General features: G+C 61.4%; 20 protein-coding genes. 19 read left to right on the top strand and 1 reads right to left on the bottom strand.

Annotated elements, in window-relative coordinates:
- Positions 1-183: 183 nt before the first annotated feature.
- The gene (locus G5332_RS00360; RefSeq protein ID WP_204418772.1) at positions 184-1,305 is read right to left on the bottom strand and encodes a 4-phosphoerythronate dehydrogenase; all 1,122 of its coding nucleotides are present in this window, start codon (positions 1,303-1,305) and stop codon (positions 184-186) included.
- Positions 1,306-1,552: 247 nt separating this feature from the next.
- Here G5332_RS00360 and G5332_RS00355 point away from each other — a divergent pair, with 247 nt between their 5' ends.
- From G5332_RS00355 to nuoI, 19 genes are all read left to right on the top strand, one after another.
- Positions 1,553-2,290, top strand: coding sequence for a phosphatase PAP2 family protein (locus G5332_RS00355; RefSeq protein ID WP_421172205.1), 738 nt, complete (start codon positions 1,553-1,555; stop codon positions 2,288-2,290).
- 99 nt (positions 2,291-2,389) lie between these two features.
- Positions 2,390-3,067 carry a ribonuclease T gene (gene rnt, locus G5332_RS00350; RefSeq protein ID WP_160880297.1) on the top strand — a complete coding sequence of 226 codons (678 nt, stop codon included), beginning with the start codon at positions 2,390-2,392 and terminating at the stop codon, positions 3,065-3,067.
- A 273-nt stretch (positions 3,068-3,340) separates the two neighbouring features.
- Positions 3,341-4,663, top strand: coding sequence for a Na+/H+ antiporter family protein (locus tag G5332_RS00345; protein WP_005344933.1), 1,323 nt, complete (start codon positions 3,341-3,343; stop codon positions 4,661-4,663).
- A 364-nt stretch (positions 4,664-5,027) separates the two neighbouring features.
- The gene (locus G5332_RS00340) at positions 5,028-5,786 is read left to right on the top strand and encodes a flagellar motor protein (RefSeq protein WP_040067282.1); all 759 of its coding nucleotides are present in this window, start codon (positions 5,028-5,030) and stop codon (positions 5,784-5,786) included.
- On the top strand, positions 5,764-6,639 hold the full coding sequence (locus G5332_RS00335) for a flagellar motor protein MotB (protein WP_101529948.1): 876 nt from the start codon (positions 5,764-5,766) through the stop codon (positions 6,637-6,639). The genes G5332_RS00340 and G5332_RS00335 overlap by 23 nt, the downstream gene beginning before the upstream one ends.
- 162 nt (positions 6,640-6,801) lie before the next feature.
- Positions 6,802-8,940 (top strand): TonB-dependent hemoglobin/transferrin/lactoferrin family receptor, encoded by a 2,139-nt coding sequence (locus G5332_RS00330; protein ID WP_421172206.1) that lies wholly within the window; start codon positions 6,802-6,804, stop codon positions 8,938-8,940.
- The gene (locus G5332_RS00325) at positions 8,940-10,946 is read left to right on the top strand and encodes a prolyl oligopeptidase family serine peptidase (protein WP_421311014.1); all 2,007 of its coding nucleotides are present in this window, start codon (positions 8,940-8,942) and stop codon (positions 10,944-10,946) included. Before G5332_RS00330 ends, G5332_RS00325 begins: the two co-directional genes overlap by 1 nt.
- Positions 10,943-13,390 carry a proprotein convertase P-domain-containing protein gene (locus G5332_RS00320; protein WP_421311013.1) on the top strand — a complete coding sequence of 816 codons (2,448 nt, stop codon included), beginning with the start codon at positions 10,943-10,945 and terminating at the stop codon, positions 13,388-13,390. The genes G5332_RS00325 and G5332_RS00320 overlap by 4 nt, the downstream gene beginning before the upstream one ends.
- A gap of 59 nt (positions 13,391-13,449) precedes the next feature.
- Positions 13,450-14,889, top strand: coding sequence for a DUF1566 domain-containing protein (locus tag G5332_RS00315; protein ID WP_111899620.1), 1,440 nt, complete (start codon positions 13,450-13,452; stop codon positions 14,887-14,889).
- 13 nt (positions 14,890-14,902) lie between these two features.
- On the top strand, positions 14,903-15,472 hold the full coding sequence (locus G5332_RS00310) for a DUF1566 domain-containing protein (protein WP_371167837.1): 570 nt from the start codon (positions 14,903-14,905) through the stop codon (positions 15,470-15,472).
- Between the two features lie 41 nt (positions 15,473-15,513).
- Positions 15,514-15,750: a hypothetical protein gene (locus G5332_RS00305; protein ID WP_371167836.1), complete on the top strand. Its 237-nt coding sequence runs from the start codon at positions 15,514-15,516 to the stop codon at positions 15,748-15,750.
- Positions 15,751-15,850: 100 nt separating this feature from the next.
- Positions 15,851-16,255, top strand: coding sequence for an NADH-quinone oxidoreductase subunit A (locus G5332_RS00300; RefSeq protein ID WP_005344919.1), 405 nt, complete (start codon positions 15,851-15,853; stop codon positions 16,253-16,255).
- 29 nt (positions 16,256-16,284) lie between these two features.
- Entirely contained in the window at positions 16,285-16,959 is a 675-nt protein-coding gene (locus G5332_RS00295) for a NuoB/complex I 20 kDa subunit family protein (protein WP_005344917.1), read from the top strand.
- Positions 16,960-16,961: 2 nt separating this feature from the next.
- Positions 16,962-18,767, top strand: a complete 1,806-nt coding sequence (nuoC, locus tag G5332_RS00290) for an NADH-quinone oxidoreductase subunit C/D (protein ID WP_040067274.1) — start codon at positions 16,962-16,964, stop codon at positions 18,765-18,767.
- Positions 18,768-18,847: 80 nt separating this feature from the next.
- On the top strand, positions 18,848-19,390 hold the full coding sequence (nuoE, locus tag G5332_RS00285) for an NADH-quinone oxidoreductase subunit NuoE (protein ID WP_005337236.1): 543 nt from the start codon (positions 18,848-18,850) through the stop codon (positions 19,388-19,390).
- Positions 19,387-20,772 (top strand): NADH-quinone oxidoreductase subunit NuoF, encoded by a 1,386-nt coding sequence (gene nuoF, locus G5332_RS00280; RefSeq protein WP_139463864.1) that lies wholly within the window; start codon positions 19,387-19,389, stop codon positions 20,770-20,772. The genes nuoE and nuoF overlap by 4 nt, the downstream gene beginning before the upstream one ends.
- Positions 20,773-20,813: 41 nt before the next feature.
- Positions 20,814-23,552, top strand: coding sequence for an NADH-quinone oxidoreductase subunit NuoG (gene nuoG / locus G5332_RS00275; RefSeq protein WP_421311012.1), 2,739 nt, complete (start codon positions 20,814-20,816; stop codon positions 23,550-23,552).
- Positions 23,549-24,517 carry an NADH-quinone oxidoreductase subunit NuoH gene (gene nuoH / locus G5332_RS00270; RefSeq protein ID WP_005337244.1) on the top strand — a complete coding sequence of 323 codons (969 nt, stop codon included), beginning with the start codon at positions 23,549-23,551 and terminating at the stop codon, positions 24,515-24,517. Before nuoG ends, nuoH begins: the two co-directional genes overlap by 4 nt.
- A 10-nt stretch (positions 24,518-24,527) precedes the next feature.
- The gene (gene nuoI / locus G5332_RS00265) at positions 24,528-25,070 is read left to right on the top strand and encodes an NADH-quinone oxidoreductase subunit NuoI (protein ID WP_005337245.1); all 543 of its coding nucleotides are present in this window, start codon (positions 24,528-24,530) and stop codon (positions 25,068-25,070) included.
- The last annotated feature ends 1 nt before the right edge of the window (position 25,071 follow it).

Raw genomic sequence — 25,071 nt, 5'->3', positions numbered from 1 at the left:
TCTGATAATGCTGCAATGGCGCCGGCTGGCACCATGGTCGGCAGGCTCCCGCACGGCGAGATGACGCTGCCTGATATGGCTGAGCTGGCGCAGTAGCATCTGCGCCAGCTCAGTAAAAAATGGGTTCGAGGTAGCCAGTACGGCTCACCCCTTCCGGTTATCTTCCAACTCCTAGTCCCCAACTCAGGGGCGTGACAGCGCAAATCCCAGCTCGCCCAGCGCCTGGTCGGCAAACGCCCCCTCAACCTGCAGGGAGGATAGTTCACGGCGCTCTGGATAGTGTTTGCGCTGCTCGTCAAAGCTGCCGGGCAAGCCGAGTCGGGCCCGGAAACGGGCATCATCGCGGCGCACATCATAGACCAGATGCACCAGCTGCTTGATCAGCGCCTGATCCGGTGCGCGGCCCGGCATCACCGCCTGAACATCGGGGGCAGGCAACAGCCGACTCAAATCCTGACGAGGCTGGCGTCCCAACTGCTGGCAGAGCGCCTGATAGAGCATCCAGGTACCGCGGGCCTTCCCCTCCAGGCTGTAACCGGCGATATGGGGGGTGGCAATCTCGGTATGGGGCACCAGCGCAGCCAGTGGCTCGGGCTCGTTCTCCCACACATCCATCACCAGTCGCAACGGCTTATCGCTCAACTGGCGCGCCAGCAGGGCCCGGTTATCCCACACCTCGCCACGGGAGGCGTTGATCAGGATCTGCCCGGCAGGACGCGCGGCAATCTGTTCGGCATCGAGCAGATGGTAGGTGGCATCCGGCCCTTCACGGGTAATGGGCACATGGAAGCTGACGATATCGGCACCAAGAGCGGTCTGATAATCGACAAAGCCCGCATCGGGGGTATTACGCGCCCTGGGTGGATCGCAGCGCAGTACCCTCATGCCAAGCGCTTGGGCCTTGCCAGCCACGCACTCGCCGGTATTGCCCGCGCCAATCACCGCCAGAGTCATGGCCGAGAGCTCGAGTTCGTAACGCTCCGCCAGCACCAGCAGGGCTGAGAGCACATAATCCCCCACCGAATACTTGTTGCAACCGGGGGCGCTGGAGAAGGGAATATTGCGGCTTGCCAGCAGCGCCTTGTCCACATGGTCGGTGCCTATGGTGGCGGTGCCGACAAACCCGAGTTTGGGGCTGGTCGCCAGCAAATCGCCGTTGACGCGGGTGACCGAACGCACCAGCAGCACATCGGCATCCAGCAGATCGCGGGCCTGCATCTGCCGTCCGGGCAAGGCGATCACCTCGCCAAATTCGGCAAACAGTTCCACGGCATGGGGCATATTCTCATCAACGACTATCTTCATCGGGCTCTCTTTGGTCACAACCGCCACGGGGGCGCCATTCTAGCGCAAAGCCGCCCGAGATTTCAGCCTGTGATGCAATCAGGCGCGAAAGGGGACCACATTGTTCGGTGGCCACTCTCTCCTGCTGTTCAAACCGAGGATGTCGCCACAAATGTGTAAGCAGAGGTAACAAACGTGCTGATCGGCTTTGTCCGGGCATGTCACGGTGGCACAATGCCCCTCTTTTTCGCGATCGACCACACCCACCATGCCGCCACATTTCTCGTCGCTCTCTGTCTCCTCACTCACCCGCAGTCAGGTGCTTGGATTCACTGCCCTGCTGATCCTGCCCCTGCTGCTGCTCGCCACCCTGCCTTGGCAGCCTTTTCTGATCGACTCCCTGCAATCAGGCTGGCTATGGTGGTCATACGCCCTCACCCGCATGGTCGATATTCCCGGGATCGGGGTCAGTGGCGCCCTCTTGCTGTTGCTGACCCGCTACAAACTCAAACTGAAGCTTACCCCCTTCATTGCGCTGGGATGCGCGCTGGCAGCCCTGCTCGCCAGCGACTGGGTGCTCAAGAGCCTGATCAAACACCTGACCGAAGAGCCCAGACCCTATCTGATCTGGCTGGAGAGTCAGTCGCTGATCCCGGCCATCAAGCACTTCTACGCCAGTAGCATCGATGTGCGCAGTGAACAGGTTCATGCCGCCAGCCAGTTGCTGGCCCTGCCTGAGTGGCTCGGCCACCACTGGCAGGCCGAGGTGAACTACGCCTTCCCCTCCGGCCACAGTATCGCCGCCATCAGCCTGGCCCAATTTTTCGGCCTTATCTGGCTGGCCCGCGCCCCCACAGGCGTCTGGCTGCTGCCTTTGTGGGCGCTGGGGGTTGGTCTGTCGCGCATGGTGATGGGGATGCACTGGCCGGTGGATGTGCTGGCCAGCGCCCTGCTGGGTACGCTCACGGCGCTGATTGCCGCCCGCTGGTGGCTGCACAGATATTGAATCGCGCGCCATCTTGCCGCGGCCAACTGCGTGGGATGGGAGGACAAGCCTGTGCTTTTTTGCCATAATGCCGCCTCATTTTATCCCGACCGAGATCCCATGACCGACGCAGTTCATACCCTCAAGGGCCGTTTCCGTGGTTTTTACCCCGTCGTCATCGATGTTGAAACAGCCGGGTTCAACGCCAAGACCGATGCCCTGCTCGAAATCGCGGCTTACACCCTGAAAATGGATGAGCAGGGCTGGCTCGTTCCCGATCAGGTATTCCACTTTCATGTCGAGCCTTTCGAAGGGGCCAACCTGGAAAAGGCTGCGCTGGAGTTCACCGGCATCGACCCCTACAACCCGTTGCGTGGCGCTGTCTCGGAAAAAGAGGCACTGACCGAGATCTTCAAGGGGATCCGCAAGGGGATGAAGGAGCAGGATTGCGGCCGCGCCATCATAGTGGCCCACAACGCCACCTTCGATCACGGCTTCGTGATGGCTGCCGCCGAGCGCGCTGGCCTCAAGCGCAATCCGTTCCACCCGTTTGCCACCTTCGACACCGCGGCTCTCTCCGGATTGGCGCTGGGTCAGACCGTGCTGGCCAAGGCGTGCCAGAGCGCCCGCATCCCGTTTGACAATAAAGAGGCGCACTCTGCCCTCTATGACACCGAACGCACCACAGAGCTGTTCTGTCATATCGTTAACCGCTGGAAGAGCATGGGGGGTTGGCCGCCTGCGCATCCGGATGATGACACAACCGATGCCCCTACCGATGATGAGGGACAAGAATAAACGGATGAAGGCTGCCACTGGCAGCCTTCGCTTTTTGGGGAAGTGATTGATTGCACAGCGCACCGGAAATCGCTATCAAGGTCACTATCCACCGCTGAGCGCGGGATGCGCGGAGACAAACAGGTCACAAACCCTCAGGTTGAGCAACCTTGTGCCACATGCTGCTGCAATATGAGGGGTTTGACTGATTTTTTTCTCGACATTTGTCACATTTTTCGCAAACTAACTCCCCTTCACATGACAGACAGCAATAACAAACTATAAGGAAATCAAATGAATCCAGTTGTTATCGCAGTCGGGCTGATGCTAGTGCTCAGTCTGCTGCGGATCAATGTGGTGGTCTCCCTGGCGCTGGGTGCCATTGCGGGCGGTCTGGTGGGCGGGTTGTCGTTGACAGATACCCTCACCACCTTCAGCGGTGGCCTGGGCGGTGGCGCCGAGATTGCCCTCTCCTACGCCATGCTGGGCGCCTTTGCAGTTGCCATCTCCCGCTCCGGGATCACCGACCTGCTGGCCCGCAAGGTGATCAGCCAGTTGGGCAAGGATGCCAGCTCGACCCGCATCATGTGGGTCAAAACCCTGCTGCTCTCTTCCGTGCTGGCCGTGGCTATCTCGTCCCAGAACCTGATCCCGGTTCACATCGCTTTTATTCCCATCCTGATCCCGCCGCTGCTGCATGTGATGGCGCAGATGCAGATCGACCGTCGTCAGGTGGCCTGTGTCATCACCTTTGGCCTGACAGCTACCTATATGGTGCTGCCAGTCGGCTTTGGTGGCATCTTCCTGAATAACATTCTGGCCAAGAACCTGATCGATAACGGCGTGCCCATCACCACCAGCCAGATCCCGCTGGCGATGGCCATTCCGGTTGCCGGTATGGTACTGGGCCTGCTGATTGCGGTATTCATCAGCTATCGCAAACCGCGCCAGTACGATCTGGCCAAGATCCTGGATGCCGAGCCCGAAGCGGTCGAGCTCAACCTCACCCACATCTGGGTGGCCCTGCTGGCCATTGGCGTAGCGCTGGGGCTGCAACTGATGACCAACAGCATCGTACTGGGTGCGCTAGCCGGTTTTGTCATCTTCACCTGCGGCGGCGTCATCAAGTTTCGCGAAAGCCAAGATGCCTTCACCCAGGGGGTGCGGATGATGTCGCTGATCGGCTTCATCATGATCTCCGCCGCCGGTTTTGCCGCCGTGATGAAGGCGACCCACGGGGTCGACTCTCTGGTTCAGGTGGTCGCCTCCGGCATCGGTCAGCACAAGGGGATCGCCGCCTTCCTGATGCTGCTGGTTGGCCTGCTCATCACCATGGGGATCGGCTCCTCCTTCTCCACCGTGCCCATCATCGCCACCATCTATGTGCCGCTCTGTCTGCAGCTCGGCTTCTCACCGATGGCGATCATCGCCCTGGTCGGTACCGCAGGCGCGCTGGGGGATGCGGGTTCACCTGCATCTGATTCAACTCTGGGCCCCACCTCCGGCCTCAACGCCGATGGCCAGCATGACCATATCTGGGACAGCGTGGTGCCCACCTTTATTCACTACAACATCCCGCTGGTGATCTTCGGCTGGATTGCCGCCATGGTGCTCTGATAGCCACTCTGGCATCGAACCATGCTCTGCAAAATACGAAACAAGAAGGCGACCTTATGGTCGCCTTCTTTATAAGCACGTTCACCTAATCACTAGGACATGGTCCCGAGAGGAGAAGCTCTTTATTGGGCGACATGGATTCCCGGATCTGGATGATTGCGCACTGCTTGTTTCGCTCCTTGCTCTTATGGGATCAGTCTCTAGCCACAGATGCCATAACAGCACTCAGCACCCCCAGCGTTGTGCGCCACACCCGTTGCCACATACCACGCCGATTAATTGCTCAGCGATTGGATATCATTTTGAAAAACTGATACTTAACTAGCTACACTAGCGATTATCACCATACAGGGACGTGTAAAAAATGAGCTTGATTGGCTTGGTGCTGGCGTTGATCGCCATCCTTGGCGGCAACATGATCGAGGGGGGGCACCCCAGTGCACTGCTCGATCTGCCCGCATTCCTCATTGTGATCGGTGGCACCATAGGTGCTGCGCTGACCCAGTTCCCTTTCTCCGTCGTCGGCAGCACCATGAAGCGTTTCAAATGGCTGCTCTCCCCCCTCAAGCTCGATATGCATGAACAGGCCCAGTTGCTGGAGACCCTGGCAGGCAACGCCCGCCGCAGCGGCATGCTGGCGCTGGAAGGGATGATCGACGAGATCAAGGATCCTTTCCTGAAGAAAGGGGTGCAGATGATGGTTGATGGTTACGAAAAGACCAAGATACACGAGGTGCTGGAGAACGAGATCGAGTTCGAGCAGGAAGATCTCGAACAGACGGTCAAATTCTACGAAGCCATGGGCGGCTACTGCCCGACCATGGGGATCGTCGGCGCGGTGTTTGGCCTGATCCACGCCATGGGTCTGCTGGATGCCCCCGACAAGCTGGGCGGCGCCATCGCCGTGGCCTTTATCGCCACTATCTACGGGGTATCCGCCGCCAACCTGATCTTCTTGCCGTTCGGCAACCGTTACAAAGGGTTTGCCCACCAGATCCGCCACTACAAGGAGATGACCCTGACCGGCATTCTCTGCATCGTGGATGGCGAGTCCCAGGCACGCCTGCAAGTTACCCTCGAACCTTATCTGGGAGGTCACGGTGGCGAAAAAGAAAAAGGCTGAAGCACCGGAGAACCATGAACGCTGGCTGGTCTCCTATGCCGATTTCATGACCCTGCTGTTCGCCCTGTTTGTGGTGCTCTACTCCTTTGCCATGGCCAAACAGTCCGAAACCCGGGTGCTTATCCAGGGCTTTATCGAGTCGCTGGGTAAAATCGGCCTCATCTCCCCGCCTGCCGGCTCCCCCTTGATGCAGGGGGGCACAGGGATTCTCGAGCCAGAATCAAAAACTACGCCGAGCAGCCCGAAAGAGGAGACAGTGCTGGAGAAAGATGCCCCCATGGCGGCATCGGACCCCTTCAACGAGACCATAGGTGCCTCGGAAAAACCGAGCGCCACCGAAGCCTGGCCCCACAAGACCAAGGAGCAGGAGTGGGTGCAGGTGACCAAGCAGAAGCTGGAGCAGCAGCTAAAGGCCCAGATTGAATCGAAGGATCTGGAGGTCGAGCAGCTTGGCAGTCAGCTGGTGATCCGCATCGGCGAGAAGGCGCTGTTTCCCGCCGATTCGGCGTTCCTGCAGCCCCAGTTCATCCCGCTGGTCAACAAGATCGCCGGCATTTTGGCCAACATCCCGGGGCAGGTAGTGGTCACCGGTCATACCGACAACTCCCAGGCGCCGGTGGAGCTCTATCGCAACAACTGGGAGCTCTCGGTGCTGCGGGCCTCTTCCATCGTGCAGACCATGCTGACCAACCCCCAGCTGGATGCCAGACGAGTCATCGCTCAGGGTGTTGCCGACACCCAACCCCGCTTTGCCAATGACACCCCAGAACATCGCCAGGCGAACCGCCGGGTCGATATCACCCTCTCCCAAGGCAAGGCCGCAGAAGAGTCGCTGCAACTGCTCAAGCCCTGATCCCCCCGCTCCCGCTTCGCGCGGGAGCCTCTTTTTAAAAACAAATAACTCAATAATATCAACACCATAAGATCTTAATGATAATGATTGCTATTTATTGTCAAGTGGTCAGGCCTCTGCAATAATGCCGCCCCTCAGGCTTAAATAAAAACAATTATCATTATGAACAAACTGCTTCAGGCATGGCCGGCACTCCTGTGTGCCTCCGCTGGCGCGGCCGATCTTCCCCCTGTGGAGAAGGCGCGCAGCGACGACACCATCATTGTCACCGGGCAACGGGTACAACAGAAACTCTCCGATGTCTCCGGCTCCATCACCGTCATCACCCAGGAAGAGCTGGACCGTCAGGTCGCCAGCGAGCTGACTCATGTGTTTCGCAAGATCCCCGGTGTCTCGGTCACCGGCTCTGCCGGGCGACCGCAAAACATCAGCGTGCGCGGCATCGGTGGCAACCGTATCCTGCTGATCAAGGATGGGGTGCGCGTCAGTGACGGCTTTGGCGCCGACAACATCAATGACAAGGTGGGTCGCTTCAACTTCGATCTCGATGACATCAAACAGATTGAGGTGGCCAAGGGGGCCGGCTCCTCCCTGCATGGCTCCGATGCCATCGGCGGTACCGTGGTGATGAATACCAAGCAGCCGGAAGATTATCTGCAACAGCAAGATAGCTATCTGGCGGCCAAGACCCTCTACGGTGGCGACAGCAACAAGAAGAAGCTCAGCATGACCGGCGCGGTGCGGGCACTGGAGAGCGAACATCTGTTACGCCTCTCCGGCTGGCGTGGCAACGAAACCGCCAACTTTGAAGAGAACCGCATTCCGGCTGATTTGGATGGCATGAGTGCCTCCACCAGCAGCCGCCTCCCCCTCAATGCCCATCACGCTCTGCGGCTGGAGCTGGACTACTACGAGGATCACGCCAAACGCCAGATGGGGCCAAAAGCGGTGCCCCAACCCGATGGCAGCTGGGACGTGGTCGGTTTTAAGGAAGATGGCGATCAGCGCACCCAGGGCGGCAAGTTCAGCTGGGAAGCCAGCGATCTGGGCATGGTCGAGACCCTCAACTGGAGCCTGTTTGGCAATCAGTCCCGCAACGAAGCCAACCAGCGCCAGTTGCTGCGCAACGATGCCCTGAGCGGTTATCCCAGATATCGCAGCCAGCGCACCCTCTCCACGTTCGAGGAGCTGCGCCTTGGCAGCGAGCTGGAGTTGCAGAGCAAGCTGAGCACCGGCTCGCTGGATCACACCTTCAGCTACGGTGTGGAGCTGGAGCAGGCCAACCACGAGCGGCCGGTCAGCAATATGACCCTGGAAGATGGCATCACCACCCAGGGACAGAAAGCCCCCTTCAGCAAGGCAGAGACCCGCCGCGATGGCATCTGGCTGAGCGATGTGATCGATCTGGGCAGCTGGCAGTTTACCCCGACCCTGCGCTTTGACCGCCAGCGCCTGCGCGCACCGGACAGCAATCTGGCCGAGAACCACAGCGACCACATCTCCCCCAGTGTGGCGGCCAGTTACCGCTTCAACGAAACATGGCGCAGCTGGCTCAGCTATGCCAACGGCTTCCGCGCCCCCGCTTACGATCAGGTTTACGGCAACATTCCTCACTACTTTGCCATGCCGCCGTTCGAGATCATTGCCAACCCCAACCTCAAGGAGGAGACCAGCCACAGTCTGGAGTGGGGAGTGAATGGCCAAAGCGACAACTGGAGCGTCAAACCGGCCGTTTTCTACAACCGCTACTACAACTTCATCGACTGGCGCCAGACCGGTTTTCGCCTCGATGACGGTGTCTTCCTGCGCCAGTATCGCAACGTCGCCAAAGCAGAAACCTGGGGCGCCGAGCTGGCCGCCAGCCTCTGGCTGAGCGACGAGTGGGAGCTTTCGACCAATCTGGCCTGGATGGATGGCAAGGATCACCGCGGTGAGCCGCTGCGCACCCAGACACCGCTGGAAGGCAACACCACCCTGCGCTGGCAACAGCTCGACTGGGGGGTTGAGCTCAGTGGCAACTATGCCGCCGCCATGACCAAGGTGCCACAGTGCGCCAATGCGCAGACTGGCTACAACGGTGCCTGTCAGAGCAGCGCAGGCTGGTTCAGCCTTGATCTCACCGGCGACTGGCAGATCACCGAGGCGCTCAAGGTCAATGCCACCATCGGCAACCTGCTCGATACCCGCTACGTCCGCTATCAGGATGTGGCCGGACTTCCGGCTGGCAGCGATACCTCCCTCTACAGCCAGAGCGGCCGCTACCTGTCAGCCAGCCTCAGCTACCGTTTCGTGGGGATGTGATGAAACATCATGCAATCATGGCGGCCCTGTTGGCCGCCCCGTTGGCGTGGGCGCAAGAGGCCCTGCCACCGCCGATCCCGTCCCAATCGCACCTGATTTCAGGCAATCCCGTACGCCAGGATCCCTACTTCTGGTTGCGGGACGAGAGCCGTAGCAACCCGGCCATTCTCGCCCTGCTCAAGCAGCAAAATCGCTGGAGCGAGCAGCAACTCGCCACCCAGCAGCCGCTGGAAGCGACCTTGCGCGCCGAGTTTGCCCGTCATCCGGCGGGGGAATCTGTGCCAGAGAACTGGCTTGTCCGCGGCGATCAGGCATGGCTGCTGCGCCCGGATGGCTCACTCTGGCAACGCCACGGGGGCAAGGTGCAGCAACGGCTTCCCGCCAGAGCGGGCGAGGGCTATTACGAAGCGGGCGGCTGGGCCCTGAGCCCGGATAACCGCACACTGGTCATCGCCGAAGACAGGCGCGGCGATCTCGACTATCAGGTCACCCTGCTCGATCTCCAAAGCGGCAAGGCGCTGGCCAGTTTGGCGCAGCGCAGCGCTGATCTCGCCTGGTCACAAGATGGTCGCACCCTCTACACCATCGCCAACGAGCGCTACACCCTGCGCCCCTGGCAGCTGCGCGGCTGGCAGGATGGCCAGGAGCAGACTCTCTATGAGGAGCAGGATCCCGCCTGGCTGCTCAGCCTCTATCGCACCACGGATGGCCAGCATCTGGTGTTGCAGGGCAACAACCACGACAGCTCGGAGCAGTACCTGCTCGACTCGGGCAAGCCGCAGCAGGTCAAACCCCGCCAGCGCGGGGTGGAATACTATCTGGACAGCCAGTCTGGCTGGGTGATCAAGAGCAACCGGGAGGGGGCGTTTGCCCTCTACTCAGCCAGCACGCCGCTCGGTGAGTGGCAGCGCCTGTGGCCCGCCAAAGGGGCGGATCTCGGCGATCCCGAGAAGTGGCGACTGTTTGATCGCCATCTGGTGGTGCAGTTTCGCCAGCAGGGGGAGGATTGGCTCGCCCTGCTCGATCGCAACGGCCATGAACGCCAGCGCCTGCCGCTGGCCAGTGGCGCCGGTACCGGCTGGCTGCAAGGAGAACATGACCCGGCCAGCGACCGCATTCTGGTGCGCAGTCAGGGCTTGAGTCAGCCCCCCGGCCAACGCTGGCTGGATTTGACCAGCGGCCACTGGATCAACGACCAGCACACCGCAGGCAATAAAGCATTGCCCTATCAGAGCGAGCGGCGCTGGATCACCTCTGCCGATGGCACCCGGGTGCCTGTCTCGCTGGTGTGGCGCAAGGATCTGGCCCCTCGCGCCGTACTGCTCTACGGCTATGGCGCCTATGGCACGCCGATGCGCCCCTACTACCAGAAAGAGCTGTTGAGCCTGCTGGATCGGGGCTTTGTCTACGCCATTGCCCATGTGCGCGGCGGCGGCATGCTGGGGGAGCAGTGGACCCGCGACGGGCGGGGCATCCACAAGCAGAACGGCATCAGCGACTTTATCGCTGCCGGCAACACCCTGCGCCACTGGTCGCCCGACTCTGCTCCCCTGCCCCTGTTTGCCATGGGGGGCAGCGCGGGGGGCACACTGGTTGCTGCGGCCCTAAACCAGCAACCGACACTCTTTAGCGGCGCCGTGTTGCAGGTCCCCTTCGTCGATATGCTCGGCACCATGAGTGATCCCGCCCTCCCCTTGACCCGTCAGGAGTATCAGGAGTGGGGCAACCCGGCCAAGCCCGCAGAGTATCAGGCGATGCGCCGCATCAGCCCCTACGACAACCTGCACCGCGCCCCCTACCCGTCCCTGCTGGTCACTACCGCCCTGCACGACAGCCAGGTGCCCTACTGGGAGCCGGTCAAGTGGCTGGCCCGCCTGCGGGAGCACAGCACGGGCTCCGGCCCCTACCTGCTGCTGACCGAACTGGAGGGAGGCCACCGCGCCGGTGGTGGCGATCGGGCTCGTGAATTTGCCTTCTTGTTGCATCTGGCGGGGATCAATCAATGACCCTGCCGCTGATTGGGAGTACCACTATGAAACCCCTGTTGCCCGCCCTCTTGCTGGGGCTGGCTGGCTTTTCCACTCAGGCCGCCGAACTGCGTTTTGTCGAACAGGACGCCCCGGCCGATACCCGCCTCTGGCTCGAACAGCAGCTCGGCGTCACCCTGAGTGATGCCCCGGCCTATCAGCGCCAAGGCAAGCTGGGCCACTATCTGCATTATCGCCAGCAGCTCAATGGCGCACCGATCGCCGGCCTGATGGCCGCCGTCAGTCTCGATGAGCAGGGTCGCCCGTGGCGCCTTTATCACAATACCCGGCTGATGCAGGCACAGGCGACGCCATGTGATGAAGCAAGCCGCGCCGGGGTGGATGCCTATACCGCCACGCTGGATGGTACGGTGTGGCAATTCGCTGGCAGTGACGAAGCCCAGCCCTGGTACTGGCAGGATGGCGACACCCTGACTGCGGCCTGGCGTCTGCTGGCGGTGGAAAGCCAGCCGGGCAACAGCAAGAGCAGCCACTGGCAACTGTTTGTCACCTGCGATGGCAGCGCCCTGCTGGGGCGCACGCTGCAAGAGGCCAACACCCGTGCCGAAGCGGTCCCGCTGGCAGGGGAAGCGGCCACGGTGCAGGCCCGTATCTTTGCCCTCGACCCACGCACCCAACTGCAAGATGGCAACCTGCTGTGGCGCCACGATCTGGTGCTGGACAACCGGGCCTATCGCACCGTGCCGCTCACGGTACAAAAGGTGGATGACACCTACCAGCTGAGTGGCCCACGCGCCCGGTTCGTGGATGGCACGGCGCCGGAAACTGCCCCCTTTAGCAGCCCTGATGCCGATGGCTTCCAGCTGGATCACCAGCAGCCCGCCTTCCTCGATATCAATGGCTACTACCATCTGGATCTGGCCCAGCGCCATGTGGAATCCCTTGGCTACCCGACGCTGATGGGCGGCCCCCTGGCCATCGATACCGATGCCGGGGAGCAGGACAACTCCCTCTATGACCCCTTCCTGCGCCGGTTGGAAATTGGCCGGATAGGGGTGCCCGACGCGGAAGATCCCATGGTGATCTGGCACGAATTTGGCCATGCGGTGCAGCACCATATCCTGCCCGACATGGGAGAAGAGGGGGACTGGGGCGCCATCGGCGAGGGCTTTAGCGACTATCTGGCCGCCAGCTGGCGCCAGCGCAGTCCCGAAGCCCGCCAGTTCGAGCCTTTCATGGTCTTCAACTGGGATGCCAGGATCAGCGGCCGGACACCCCGTCAGCTCGATGATCTGCGGGCGCGCTATCATCCGGGCTTCCTCTATCCGGCTCACCTCACCATCAACGGCAGCAACGGCGACCAGCTGTGGGGCACCCCGCTCTTCACCGCGCTGCGCCAGGCCGTTGAACAATATGGCGAGGTAGCCCGTGACGAGTTCGATACCCTGCTGATTGAATCCCACTTCGGCCTCGGCCCGCAGGTGCGGATGCCCCAGCTGGCGCGGGTCACCGTGGATACCGCCAACCGCCTCTATCCGGATCGCAGTTATGGCAAGCTGCTGGAGCAGGCCTTCCGCCACCACGCCCTGCTGCCCACGCCCATCGCGGCCCGCCTTGCCGATGACAGCTACCTGTTGCCCGGGGAGAAAAAGAGCCTCGCCATCGAATTGACCAACCAGAGCGGCCGCCCCCTGACCGTGGCTGACGCCAGCCAGCTCCCGACCAAGGGGCTCATGGGTGACGGTCACTGGCAGGGAGAGCTCAACGCCGATGGCACCGCCCGCTGGACCCTGCCGCTGGAAGCAGCGAGCAACCTGACCTGTGGCGAGGCAGTCACCTTGCCGCTGCAGTTCCAGCTCACCCTGCCCAGCCCCACCGAGCGCCAGACCCGTCTTGACCTGCAACTGCCGATCGGTGAACCGCTCTGGCAGCGTGCCATCGGCCAGGGTGGCCAGATCAAGGATGCGGTGAGCGATGAACGGCACGGCCTGTCCCGCTTCACCCTCACCTTGCCCGAGAGCAAGGCCCGCATCGACAGCGGATTCGTGGTCGCCCTCGATCTGGAGCACAGCAAGCTGGAGCAGCTGGAGATCTGGCTCACCTCCCCTTACGGCACCCGGATTAGCCTGTGGAACAAGGGTTACGCCAGCCATACCCGGCTTAAGGGGGAGTTTCCCCGTGAACTGGTACCGTTCGAATCGCTGGACAAGCTGCACGGCGAACCGCTCGCTGGCCGCTGGCTGCTGGAGATCAACGACACCAGCGCCGGTGACAGCGGTCAGTTGCGCAACTGGCGGGTCGCCCAGCAAGTCGGCGCCCGCTGCGACAAGGATGAAGCCCAGCCCAACACCGGCGTCATCCCCCTTGAACAGGATGAAGGGGGTGGCGGCACGGCTTCCCCCCTGCTGCTGTTGCTGGCCCTCTGGTCCCGCTTCTGGCGCCGGAGCACCCCGCGCCATTGAATCCTGTACCACGGGGGTTACCGCCCCCGTGAACCTGTGACCGAATCAAGGAATGTGAAGTGAAACCATCCGTACTGGTTATTGCAACCCTCTCAGCCCTGCTCAGCGCCTGTGGCGGCGGGGAAGATAACGCACCACTGGCGATCCCGGACTACCGGGTCGATGTCGCCCTGCCAACCGCAGGTACCCTGTGCGCCGATCTGGATCAGAACTGGCAATGTGATCCTGCCGACCCTGCCGTCAGCGGCGAAGGAGCGGTGGCCCTGGTCAGCCGTTCGGCCAACATCGTCAACTCGCCCCTGCTGTTCGTACCGAGGAGCGGAGGCCTGCTGCTGGCGCATCCGGCCGCCAAAGGGGATCCACAACGGCTGCAACCAACCCTGCTCAGTACCCTGTGGCAGAGCCGCATTGCCGAAGGGGTGGCCGCCGATCGCGCTCTGTCACTGCTGCTGGCCGATCTCGCCCCGCTGCAACCGGGCAGCGACCGCGCCGCCCTCGCGGGCCTCGGCCAGTTTGATCAGGCGCTGCAGCAGGTGGCGATCAGCTTGCAGCAACAGGCCCGCGCACGACTTGCCAACGCCAAGGAGACCCAGTTGCTCACCACCAGCTATCGCGCCATCAGCCTGATGCTGGCGCAATTGGCTCAGGAGTGGCAACGCAACGGCCAGTTTGCTGAAGAGACCCAAAGAGAGCTGCTGGCCCTGCTGGTGCAGCAGCAGCCACGCAACCTGCTGACCGTCACCGGCGTCACCACCTTTAGCGATGGCAACGACCCGCTGCTGGAACAGGAACCCGCCGACTATCCGGGACAAGATGCCAGCTGGAATCGCACTCGTCCCCAACTTGCCTATCGCAAGCTCGATGATCGCGGTCAGGTGCTCCCCGACAACGCGCCGAGCTGGCAGTGCGTCAAGGATCTCAATACCGGTCTGGTGTGGGAGGTCAAATCGGATGATCCCTTGAGTCCTGACTGGAAAAGCAGACCCTTTGCCTATGAGGATGAGCAGTTCAAGGCGACCGCAGGCGAGCAGCAAGAGGCCTACCAGCATATTCATAAGAGGATCGAACAGCTCACCGCCGAAGGAGATCTGGCGGCCCTCGCCCGGGCACAGGCGCTGACCACCATGCTGACCACCCGCGCGTATCAGCAGTGGCTCAATGGCGAGCAGCGCTGCGGCATCAGCCAGTGGCGGCTGCCCACCATGGGTGAGCTGATGTCACTGATGCACTACGGTAGCCTGGCCAAGGACCCGCTGGGTCAGCGCATCATCGTGGATACCCGTTACTTCCCGGATATCGCCTCCTCGGAAGATGACACCTACCATGGCTACTACTGGAGCGCCACCAGCAACACCGCCCAGCGCTTCTCCGGTGGCCCCATCAGCAAACGCACAGTCCTGCTCTTGGGAGAAGATGCGGGCACCACCTATCCCGCGCGAGTGCAGCAAGATGAATATATCGAGCTGATGCAAGTACGACTGGTCGCTACTCCCCAATAATCCGAGGAATATCATGAGCCTTTATCGCTTTTCGTTCGCCATGATGGTACTGATGGCCCCCCTGGCCCACGGTGCTGCCATTTGTGATGACACCATGGATCGCACCGCCCCCTCTGCCCGTTTTCTTGACCATGGCAACGGCACCGTCACGGATCAACACACCGGCCTCACCTGGATGCGATGCAAACTGGGGCAGACATGGAGTGGCAGCAGTTGCCTGGGTGAACCGACCGTTTACTACTGGCAGCAGGGGCTGCAAGTGGCGGAGCGGATCCGCAGTGACAGCAGCCATGCACTCTATCACTTCGGCGGTATCAGCCAGTGGCGCCTGCCCGACATCAAGGAGCTGGCAACCCTGGTCGAGCATGCCTGCTACCAGCCCTCTCTCAATGAAGCCATTTTCCCGCGCGCCATGGCGGGGGGCGGTAAAGAGGTCAATGAGGGCTATGTCTATCTGATGAGCAGCACGGTGACCTCCGCCAATGGTCAGCGGGCGTATCTGGATATCACCTCGGGAGATATCGGTCTTCGCGCCATTGGCGCCTACCCAGACCAGGTCTTGCTGGTCGCCAATAAACCCTGACCGCCCCACGCTCGACACCGGAACGCTATGACAGGAGAGGCTTGAAAGCCTCTCTTTTTATTGCTCTTGCCGCCCCCTACCTAACCCGCCATCACGCTCTTCTCCCGCCTGTGCCCCCTGCCCGCGATACCGACCTGATCCGGCTTCGCCCGCGGCATTTACCCCTTTCAGGTGATGACGAGGAGCAGCTCTCTGCGCTTTCCAGGCCTTTCCCACCCGCCATAACCAGCAAAAAAGTGCGCTTCTTAACAAAATTTAATTACCGGTTAACCGATTAATAATTAACCCGTAAAAATGACATGTAAATCAGTGCGAAAGTGTCATAATGCGTAACATTATTGTTAAGTCGCTTGATTAATTTGGTTAGGAAAAACCTCTATGTTTGCTGATATTTCTGCTCAACATTGGGCTTTTGCCATTTATGTCATCGGTGCCATCACCATCTGTCTGGTGATGATAGGCCTCGCTGCCCTGCTGGGAGGTCGCGCCTACGGCCGCACCAAGAACAAGCCATTTGAATCTGGTGTCGACTCGGTCGGCAGTGCCCGCCTGCGTTTTTCCGCCAAGTTCTATCTGGTCGCCATGTTCTTCGTCATCTTCGACGTCGAGGCGCTCTACCTGTTTGCCTGGTCTGTCTCCGTGCGGGAGAGCGGCTGGGTCGGCTTTATTGAAGCCACCATTTTCATCGGACTGCTGCTTATCGGCCTGATCTACCTCTGGCGCATCGGCGCACTGGACTGGTCACCGCGCAAACCGCAGTTGAACAACAAAAACAGTGATTGAACCACAGACCCTTTCCTTGAGGTTGCACCATGAAGTACACCCTGACCCGGATTGACCCGGATGCACCCGTTGAGCGCTACCCCCAGGAGCAGCGCCAGACCGTCGATGACCCACTGGCGCAAGAAGCGACGCGCGGCATCATGATGGGCCGTCTCGAGGAGGTGCTGCAAGACACAGTCAACTGGGGCCGCAAAAACTCCCTCTGGCCTTACAACTTCGGCATCTCCTGCTGCTACGTGGAGATGTGTACCGCCTTCACCTCCCCCCACGATGTGGCCCGCTTCGGCGCCGAAGTTATCCGCGCTTCGCCCCGTCAGGCCGACTTCATGGTGATTGCAGGGACCCCCTTCATCAAGATGGCGCCAGTCATCCAGCGCCTGTATGAACAGCTGCTCGAACCCAAGTGGGTGATCTCCATGGGGGCCTGTGCCAACTCCGGCGGCATGTATGACATCTATTCAGTGGTGCAGGGGGTAGACAAGTTCCTGCCGGTCGACGTCTACATTCCGGGTTGCCCGCCCCGTCCCGAAGCCTTTTTGCAAGCCCTGATGCTGCTGCAGGACTCCATCGGCAAAGAGCGCCGTCCCCTCTCCTGGGTAGTGGGCGATCAGGGGATCTACCGTCCCCAGATGCAGGCCGAAAAAGAGCGCAAGCGCGGCGAACGGATCAATGTGACCAACCTGCGCACGCCGGATGAGATCTGACCATGAAACTGACTCGTGATTTTCCCAGCAATTACGCCATGGCCCAGTGGCAGCCCAGCGACCACAAGGATGCCAAAGTCATTGGCGAACTGTTTGCCCACTTCGGGGCCGAGCACTTCACCGTGCAGACCACGCGCACCGGCGTGCCGGTGGTCTGGCTTCCCCGCGAACTGCTGCAGGATGTGATGGGCTTTTTGCGCAAGGTGCCCTCCCCGTTTGTGATGCTGTTTGATCTCAGCGCCACCGATGAGCGGCTGCGCAGCCATCGCGACGGTCTGCCCCAGAGCGATTTCACCGTCTTCTATCACCTCATCTCCATCGACCGTAACGCCGATGTGATGTTGAAAGTGGCGCTGGCCGAAAGTGACCTGCATCTGCCCACCATCACCAACCACTTCCCTAATGCCAACTGGTACGAGCGGGAAGTGTGGGATCTGATGGGCATCACCTTCGATGGCCACCCCCATCTGACCCGCATCATGATGCCCAAGAGCTGGCAGGGTCACCCGCTGCGCAAGGATTACCCGGCGCGCGCTACCGAATTCGATCCCTTCATGCTCGATGCCGCCAAACAGGACATGGAGCAGGAGAACCTGCTGTTCAAACCGGAAGAGTGGGGGCTGGCCCGCGGCAACGAGAATGAGGACTACATGTTCCTCAACCTCGGTCCCAATCACCCCTCTGCCCACGGTGCCTTCCGGTTGGTGTTGCAGCTCGATGGCGAGGAGATCCGCAACTGCGTGCCAGATATCGGCTATCACCATCGTGGTGCCGAGAAGATGGGCGAGCGCCAATCCTGGCACAGTTACATCCCCTATACCGACCGGGTCGAGTATCTGGGCGGGGTGATGAACAACCTCCCCTATGTGCTGGCGGTCGAGAAGCTGGCTGGCATCAAGGTGCCCCAGCGGGTCGACATGATCCGGGTGATGATGGCGGAGCTGTTCCGCATCCAGAGCCACCTCTTGTTCCTCGGGACCTATATCCAGGACGTGGGGGCCATGACCCCGGTCTTCTTCACCTTCACCGACCGGCAGAAGATCTACACCATCATCGAAGCGATCACCGGTGCCCGCATGCACCCGGCCTGGTTCCGTATCGGCGGTGTGGCCCACGACCTGCCGAAGGGATGGCAGCGGCTGGTGCAGGACAACCTGCTAAGCTGGCTGCCCAAGCGGCTGATGGATTACGAAAAAGCGGCGATGCGCAACAGCATTCTTCGCGGTCGAACCATAGGCGTCTCTGCCTATACCACCGAGCAGGCGTTGTCCTGGGGCACCACGGGGGCCGGATTGCGCGCCACCGGCCTCAACTTCGACGTGCGCAAGTGGCGCCCCTACTCGGGCTACGACCAGTTTGACTTCGAAGTGCCTGTTGGCAGCAATGGCGATGCCTACGACAGAGCCACCGTGCGGATCGAGGAGATCCGCCAGAGCATGTCGATCATCGAGCAGTGCATGAAAAACATGCCGGAGGGCCCCTTCAAGGCAGATCACCCCCTCACCACACCGCCGCCCAAAGAGCGCACCCTGCAGCACATCGAGACCCTGATCAACCACTTCCTGCAAGTGTCGTGGGGCCCGGTGATGCCCGCTGCCGAGTCGTTCCAGATGATTGAGGCGACCAAGGGGGTCAACAGTTACTACCTGACCAGTGACGGCTCCACCATGAGCTACCGGACCCGGATCCGCACCCCGAGCTTTGCTCACCTGCAACAGATCCCCTCGGTGATCAAGGGCAGCATGGTGTCGGACCTCATCGTCTATCTGGGCAGTATCGATTTCGTTATGTCGGATGTGGACCGTTAAGTGATCCCGCCTCCCGGCCATGGCCGGGAATTAGAATCACCGAACGAGCAGTAAAAGGACAAGCCACCAAAGGTCAAGTCATGAGCCAGCAATGTCAGTGTCACAATAATCAGACCCCACAGGGGCAAGGGGCATGCAGCAGCAAACAGGACGACTTCGTTCTGAGCCAGGCTGAACGCGATGCCATCGAACACGAGAAACACCACTACGAAGATCCCCGCGCCGCCAGCATCGAAGCGCTCAAGATCGTGCAGCAGGCCAGAGGCTGGGTACCCGACGGCGCCATTCACGCCATCGCCGCCGAGCTCGGCATTCCCGCCAGCGACGTGGAGGGGGTCGCCACCTTCTATAGCCAGATCTTCCGCCAGCCGGTGGGGCGTCACATCATCCGCGTCTGCGACAGCATGGTCTGCTACATCAATGGCCATGAAGATCTGCTGGCCGGTCTCAAGGAGGTGATGAACCTCGGCCCCGGTCAAACCACCCCGGATGGCCGCTTCACCTTGCTGCCGGTCTGCTGCCTTGGCAACTGCGACAAGGGGCCAGCCATCATGATCGATGACGACACCTATGGCGGCCTCGATCCGGTGACCTTGCTGAAAACGCTGGAGGCTTACCCATGAGCCTGCCGCAAAACAAGATCCTCGCCTCTCTTGGCACCGCCAATCGCACCCCGCGAGCCCCCGAGACCCACCCGCTCACCTGGCGGCTGCGGGATGACGGCCAGCCGGTGTGGCTGGAGGAGTATCAGGCCAAACAGGGCTATGAAGCCGCCCGCAAGGCGCTCGGCCAGATGAGCCCGGACGAGATTGTCAGCACCGTCAAGGATGCCGGTCTCAAGGGGCGCGGCGGTGCGGGCTTCCCCACTGGCGTGAAGTGGGGGCTGATGCCCAAAGACGAGAGCATGAACATCCGTTACCTGCTCTGCAACGCCGACGAGATGGAGCCCAACACCTGGAAAGATCGCCTGCTGATGGAGCAACTGCCCCACCTGCTGATCGAGGGGATGATCATCTCGGCCCGGGCGCTCAAGGCCTATCGCGGCTATATCTTCCTGCGCGGCGAGTATGTAGATGCTGCCATCCACCTGCGCCGTGCGGTGGAAGAGGCCAAGGCCGCCGGTCTACTGGGCAAGAACATTCTGGGATCCGGTTTTGACTTCGAGCTGTTCGTCCACACCGGCGCCGGCCGCTACATCTGTGGTGAAGAGACGGCGTTGATCAATTCGCTGGAAGGGCGCCGCGCCAACCCGCGTGCCAAACCCCCATTCCCCGCCGTTTCCGGCGTCTGGGGCAAACCCACCTGTGTCAACAACGTCGAAACCCTCTGCAACGTCCCCGCCATTATCGGCAACGGGGTCGCCTGGTATCACGGGCTGGCGCTGCCGGGCTCGGAAGATCACGGCACCAAGCTGATGGGCTTCTCCGGCAAGGTGAACAACCCCGGGGTCTGGGAGCTGCCCTTTGGCATCACCGCCCGCGAGCTGTTTGAAAATTACGCCGGCGGCATGAAGAGCGGCTATCGCCTGAAAGCCTGGCAACCGGGCGGCGCGGGCACCGGCTTCCTGCTGCCGGAGCACCTCGATGCCCAGATGTATACCGCCGGTATCGGCAAGGTCGGCACCCGGATGGGGACTGGTCTTGCCATGGCGGTGGATGACTCCATCAGCATGGTCTCCCTGCTGCGCAACATGGAGGAGTTCTTCGCCCGCGAATCGTGCGGCTGGTGCACGCCCTGCCGCGACGGCCTGCCCTGGAGCGTCAAGCTGCTGCGGGCACTGGAACGTGGCGAAGGGCAATCCGGCGATCTGGCGACCCTGGAGCAACTCTGCGGTTTCCTTGGCCCGGGCAAGACATTCTGCGCCCACGCACCGGGCGCCGTCGAGCCGCTCGCCAGCGCCATCAAATATTTCCGCTCCGAATTCGAGGCCGGGATCAAAGGCAGCGGTGATAACCGCAAGCCGGTCAAAGGGATCCAGCCCAATCTGCTGGGCGAGCGCTGGTAACGACACCACAGATTTCACAAAACAGGTTTCAGGGAAGTTGTATGGCAACCATTTATGTAGACGGCAAAGAGTACGAGGTAGACGGGGCAGATAACCTGCTGCAAGCCTGTCTGTCGCTGGGTCTGGACGTCCCCTATTTCTGCTGGCATCCGGCGCTGGGTAGCGTTGGCGCCTGCCGCCAGTGTGCGGTGAAACAGTATCAGAATGCCGATGACAAGCGCGGCCGTCTGGTCATGTCCTGCATGACCCCGGCCACCGATGGCAGCTACATCGCCATCGAGGATGAAGAGGCTAAAGAATTTCGCAAGAGCGTGGTGGAGTGGCTGATGACCAACCACCCCCACGACTGCCCGGTGTGTGAAGAGGGCGGCGCCTGCCACCTGCAGGATATGACGGTGATGACAGGCCACAACAGCCGTCGCTACCGCTTCACTAAACGCACCCACCAGAATCAGGAGCTGGGCCCCTTCATCGGTCACGAGATGAACCGCTGCATCGCCTGCTACCGCTGCGTCCGTTACTACAAGGATTATGCCGGTGGCGAGGATCTCGGGGTCTATGGTGCCCACGACAACGTCTATTTCGGGCGGGTCGAGGATGGCACCCTGGAGAGTGAATTTTCCGGCAACCTGGTGGAGGTCTGCCCCACCGGCGTCTTCACCGACAAGACCCACTCCGAACGTTACAACCGCAAGTGGGACATGCAATTTGCCCCCAGCATCTGCCAGCAATGCTCCGTGGGCTGCAACATCAGTCCGGGCGAGCGTTATGGCGAGCTGCGCCGCATCGAAAACCGCTTCCACGGCAGCGTCAACCACTACTTCCTCTGTGACCGTGGCCGCTTTGGCTATGGCTACGTCAATCTGGCCGACCGCCCGCGCCAACCGCTGCTCAAAGATGGCAACGACCAGCTGGCCATCACGGTCGATGGCGCCCTCAACCGAGCCGCCGATGCCCTGCGCACGGCCCGCGGCCTCATCGGCATCGGATCGCCCCGCGCCTCGCTGGAGAGCAACTTTGCCCTGCGCGAGCTGGTGGGTGCAGACAACTTCTACGCTGGCGTCGAGCAGGCCGAATGGGCCTGTCAGCTGAAGATGCTGCAGATCCTGCAACAGGGCGGCGTGCCAACCCCGAGCCTGCGGGACATGGAAGAGGCCGACGCCATTCTGCTGCTCGGTGAAGATGTCACCATGAGCGCCGCCCGTATCGCGTTGGCGCTGCGCCAAGCCGCCAAGGGCAAGGCCCGCGAGCTGGCCCGCAAGATGAAGGTCGATCTGTGGCAAGTCGCCGCCGTTCAGACTCTGGGTCAGAACGAGCGCTACCCGCTGCTCATCACCAGCCTCGACACCACCCGTCTGGACGATGTGGCGGCCGACAAGCTGCACGCCCCCTATGCCGAGCAGGCGCGCCTTGGCTTTGCCATCGCCAATCTGCTCGACCCAGTAGCACCGGCCGTGGCCGATCTCGACCCCGAACAGCAGGCACAAGCGGCTCGCTGGGCCGAGCTGCTCGGCAACGCCAGGAAGCCTCTCATCATTGCAGGCTCCAGTGCCCGCGATGTGGCGCTGCTTGAGGCAGCCAGCAACATTGCCCGCGCCCTGAAAGGGCGTGGTCTGGAAGCCAACATCGCGCTGGTTGGCCAGGAGACCAACTCGCTGGGTCTGGCCATGCTGGGCGCTCAAACCTTGACAGACAAGCCGCTCGAAGCCGCCCTTGCGCGTATCGAGTCAGAAGAGGGGTTGGCGCTGGTCACCCTGGAGAACGATCTCTACCGCCGCGCGCCGCGCAACCGGGTGGATGCTGCGCTGGCACGGCTGCAGCACCTGCTGGTCATCGACCATCAGGCGACCCCGACCGCCAACAAGGCTGATCTGGTGCTGCCAGCGGCCAGTTTTGCCGAGGCCGATGGCACCCTGGTGAACATGGAAGGGCGCGCCCAGCGCTTCTTCCAGGTATATGCACCCGCCTTTTACAACGCCGATATTCAGGTGCGTGAAGGGTGGCGCTGGCTGGCGGCGCTGCAAGGGGCGATCGAACGCAAGCCGCTGCGCTGGCAGAACTTCGACCAGGTCAACCATGACTGCGCCACCAGCAATACGCTGCTGGCTACCATGCTGGAAGCGGCGCCCAACGCAGGCTTGCGGATCCGTGGCATGCGACTGGCCCGTGAGCCGCATCGTTACAGCGGTCGCACCTCCATGCTGGCGGATCAGAACGTCAGCGAGCCACGGGTAGCGCAAGATCCCGACTCCCCCTTCAACTTCTCCATGGAAGGGTATGCCGGAGCCCGTCAGCCGCTGCCGCAAGTACCGTTCGCCTGGGCGCCGGGCTGGAACTCTCCCTCCGCCTGGAACAAGTTCCAGGATGAAGTGGGTGGCAAACTGCGTGCTGGCGATCCGGGTCGCCGTCTGCTGGAAGCAAGCGAAGATACCCTTGGCTGGTTTACTACCATCCCCTCCCCCTTCAAGGCAGAGGATGCGCTGCAAGTGGTCAACTATGTCCAGTTGTTTGGCGGCGAGGAGCTCTCCGCTCGCAGCCCGGTCATTCAGGCCCGGATGAACGAACCCGAGCTGGTGCTCAATCCCCTTGATGCGCAGCGTCTGGCCCTCCACGGGGGCAGTCAGGTCTCCTTCTCCTGGGGCGGTAGCCACTGGCAACTGCGCCTGCGCCTGAGCGAACAGCTGAGCGCCGGTCTGGTGGGGCTCCCCCTTGGGGTGAACGGCCTACCGACGGCCCTGCAACAAGCCTCAATCACTAACCTGCAGGAGGTGATCGCATGAGCGAGTCGCTGATCGATCTGTTGCTGGAGGTGGGCAAGGCACTGATCGTGCTGGTGGGGATCGTGGGGGCTGGCGCCTTCATGAGCTTCATCGAGCGCCGTCTGCTGGCCCTGTGGCAGGATCGCTACGGCCCCAACCGGGTGGGGCCGTTTGGTCTGCTCCAGCTGGCCGCCGACATGATCAAGATGTTCTTCAAGGAGGACTGGATCCCGCCGTTCGCTGATCGGCGGATCTTTATCCTGGCCCCCATCATCGCCTTCACTGCCTTTATTCTGGCGTTTGCGGTGGTGCCCATCACCCCCACCTGGGGCGTGGCGGATCTCAATGTGGGGCTGCTCTACATCCTGGCCATCGCAGGGCTGGCGGTCTATGCGGTGCTGTTCGCCGGCTGGTCGAGCAACAACAAATACTCATTGCTCGGCAGCTTGCGCGCCTCGGCTCAGACCCTCTCCTACGAGGTGTTTCTCGGGCTCTCCCTGATGGGGATTGTGATCCAGACCGGCAGTTTTAACCTGCGGGATATCGTCGAGGCACAGGCAGACTTGTGGAACGTGGTGCCCCAGATCCTGGGCTTTGTCACCTTCCTGTTTGCCGGTGTCGCCGTCACCCACCGTCACCCGTTCGATCAGCCGGAAGCCGAGCAGGAGCTCGCCGACGGCTATCACATCGAGTATGCGGGGATGAAGTGGGGCCTCTTCTTCGTGGGCGAATATATCGGCATCGTGCTGATCTCCTCGCTCATCGTGACCCTCTTCTTCGGTGGCTGGCACGGCCCTTGGCTGCCCCCCTTCATCTGGTTTGCCCTGAAGACCGCCTGTTTCATGGTGTTCTTCATCCTGCTGCGGGCCTCCCTGCCTCGCCCGCGCTTTGACCAGGTGATGTCGTTTGGCTGGAAAGTCTGCTTGCCGCTGACCCTGATCAATATGCTGGTCACCGCGGCAGTTGTACTGATAAGTACGCAGTGAGGCACTCAATATGAAAATTGTTAGCATTATTCAGGGTGTCGGCACCCAGTTACGCAGTCTGGCCATGGTCTTCTCCCATGCCTGGCGGCCCCGTGAAACCCTGAACTATCCGGAGCAGGCAGTCTATGCCGCCCCCCGCTACCGCGGTCGCATCGTGCTGACCCGCGACCCTGACGGGGACGAGCGCTGCGTGGCCTGCAACCTCTGCGCAGTTGCCTGCCCGGTCGGCTGCATCTCGCTGCAAAAATCCGAGCGGGAAGATGGTCGCTGGTATCCGGAGTTCTTTCGCATCAACTTCTCTCGCTGCATCTTCTGCGGCCTGTGTGAAGAGGCCTGCCCCACCACCGCCATCCAGCTGACACCGGATTTCGAGATGGGTGAGTATCGCCGCCAGGATCTGGTGTACGAGAAGGAAGATCTGCTGATCAGCGGGCCCGGCAAATACCCGGACTACAACTTCTATCGCATGAGCGGGATGGCCATCGACGGCAAGCCGAAAGGGGATGCCGAAAACGAAGCCAAGCCCATCGATGTCAAGAGCCTGCTGCCCTGAG

The sequence above is a fragment of the Aeromonas sp. 603757 genome, assembly GCF_049171255.1.
Classification (GTDB): Bacteria; Pseudomonadota; Gammaproteobacteria; order Enterobacterales; family Aeromonadaceae; genus Aeromonas; species Aeromonas veronii_A.
The sequence above is the reverse complement of the archived record's forward strand: the minus strand, read 5'-3'. Positions and strand labels throughout refer to the sequence as shown.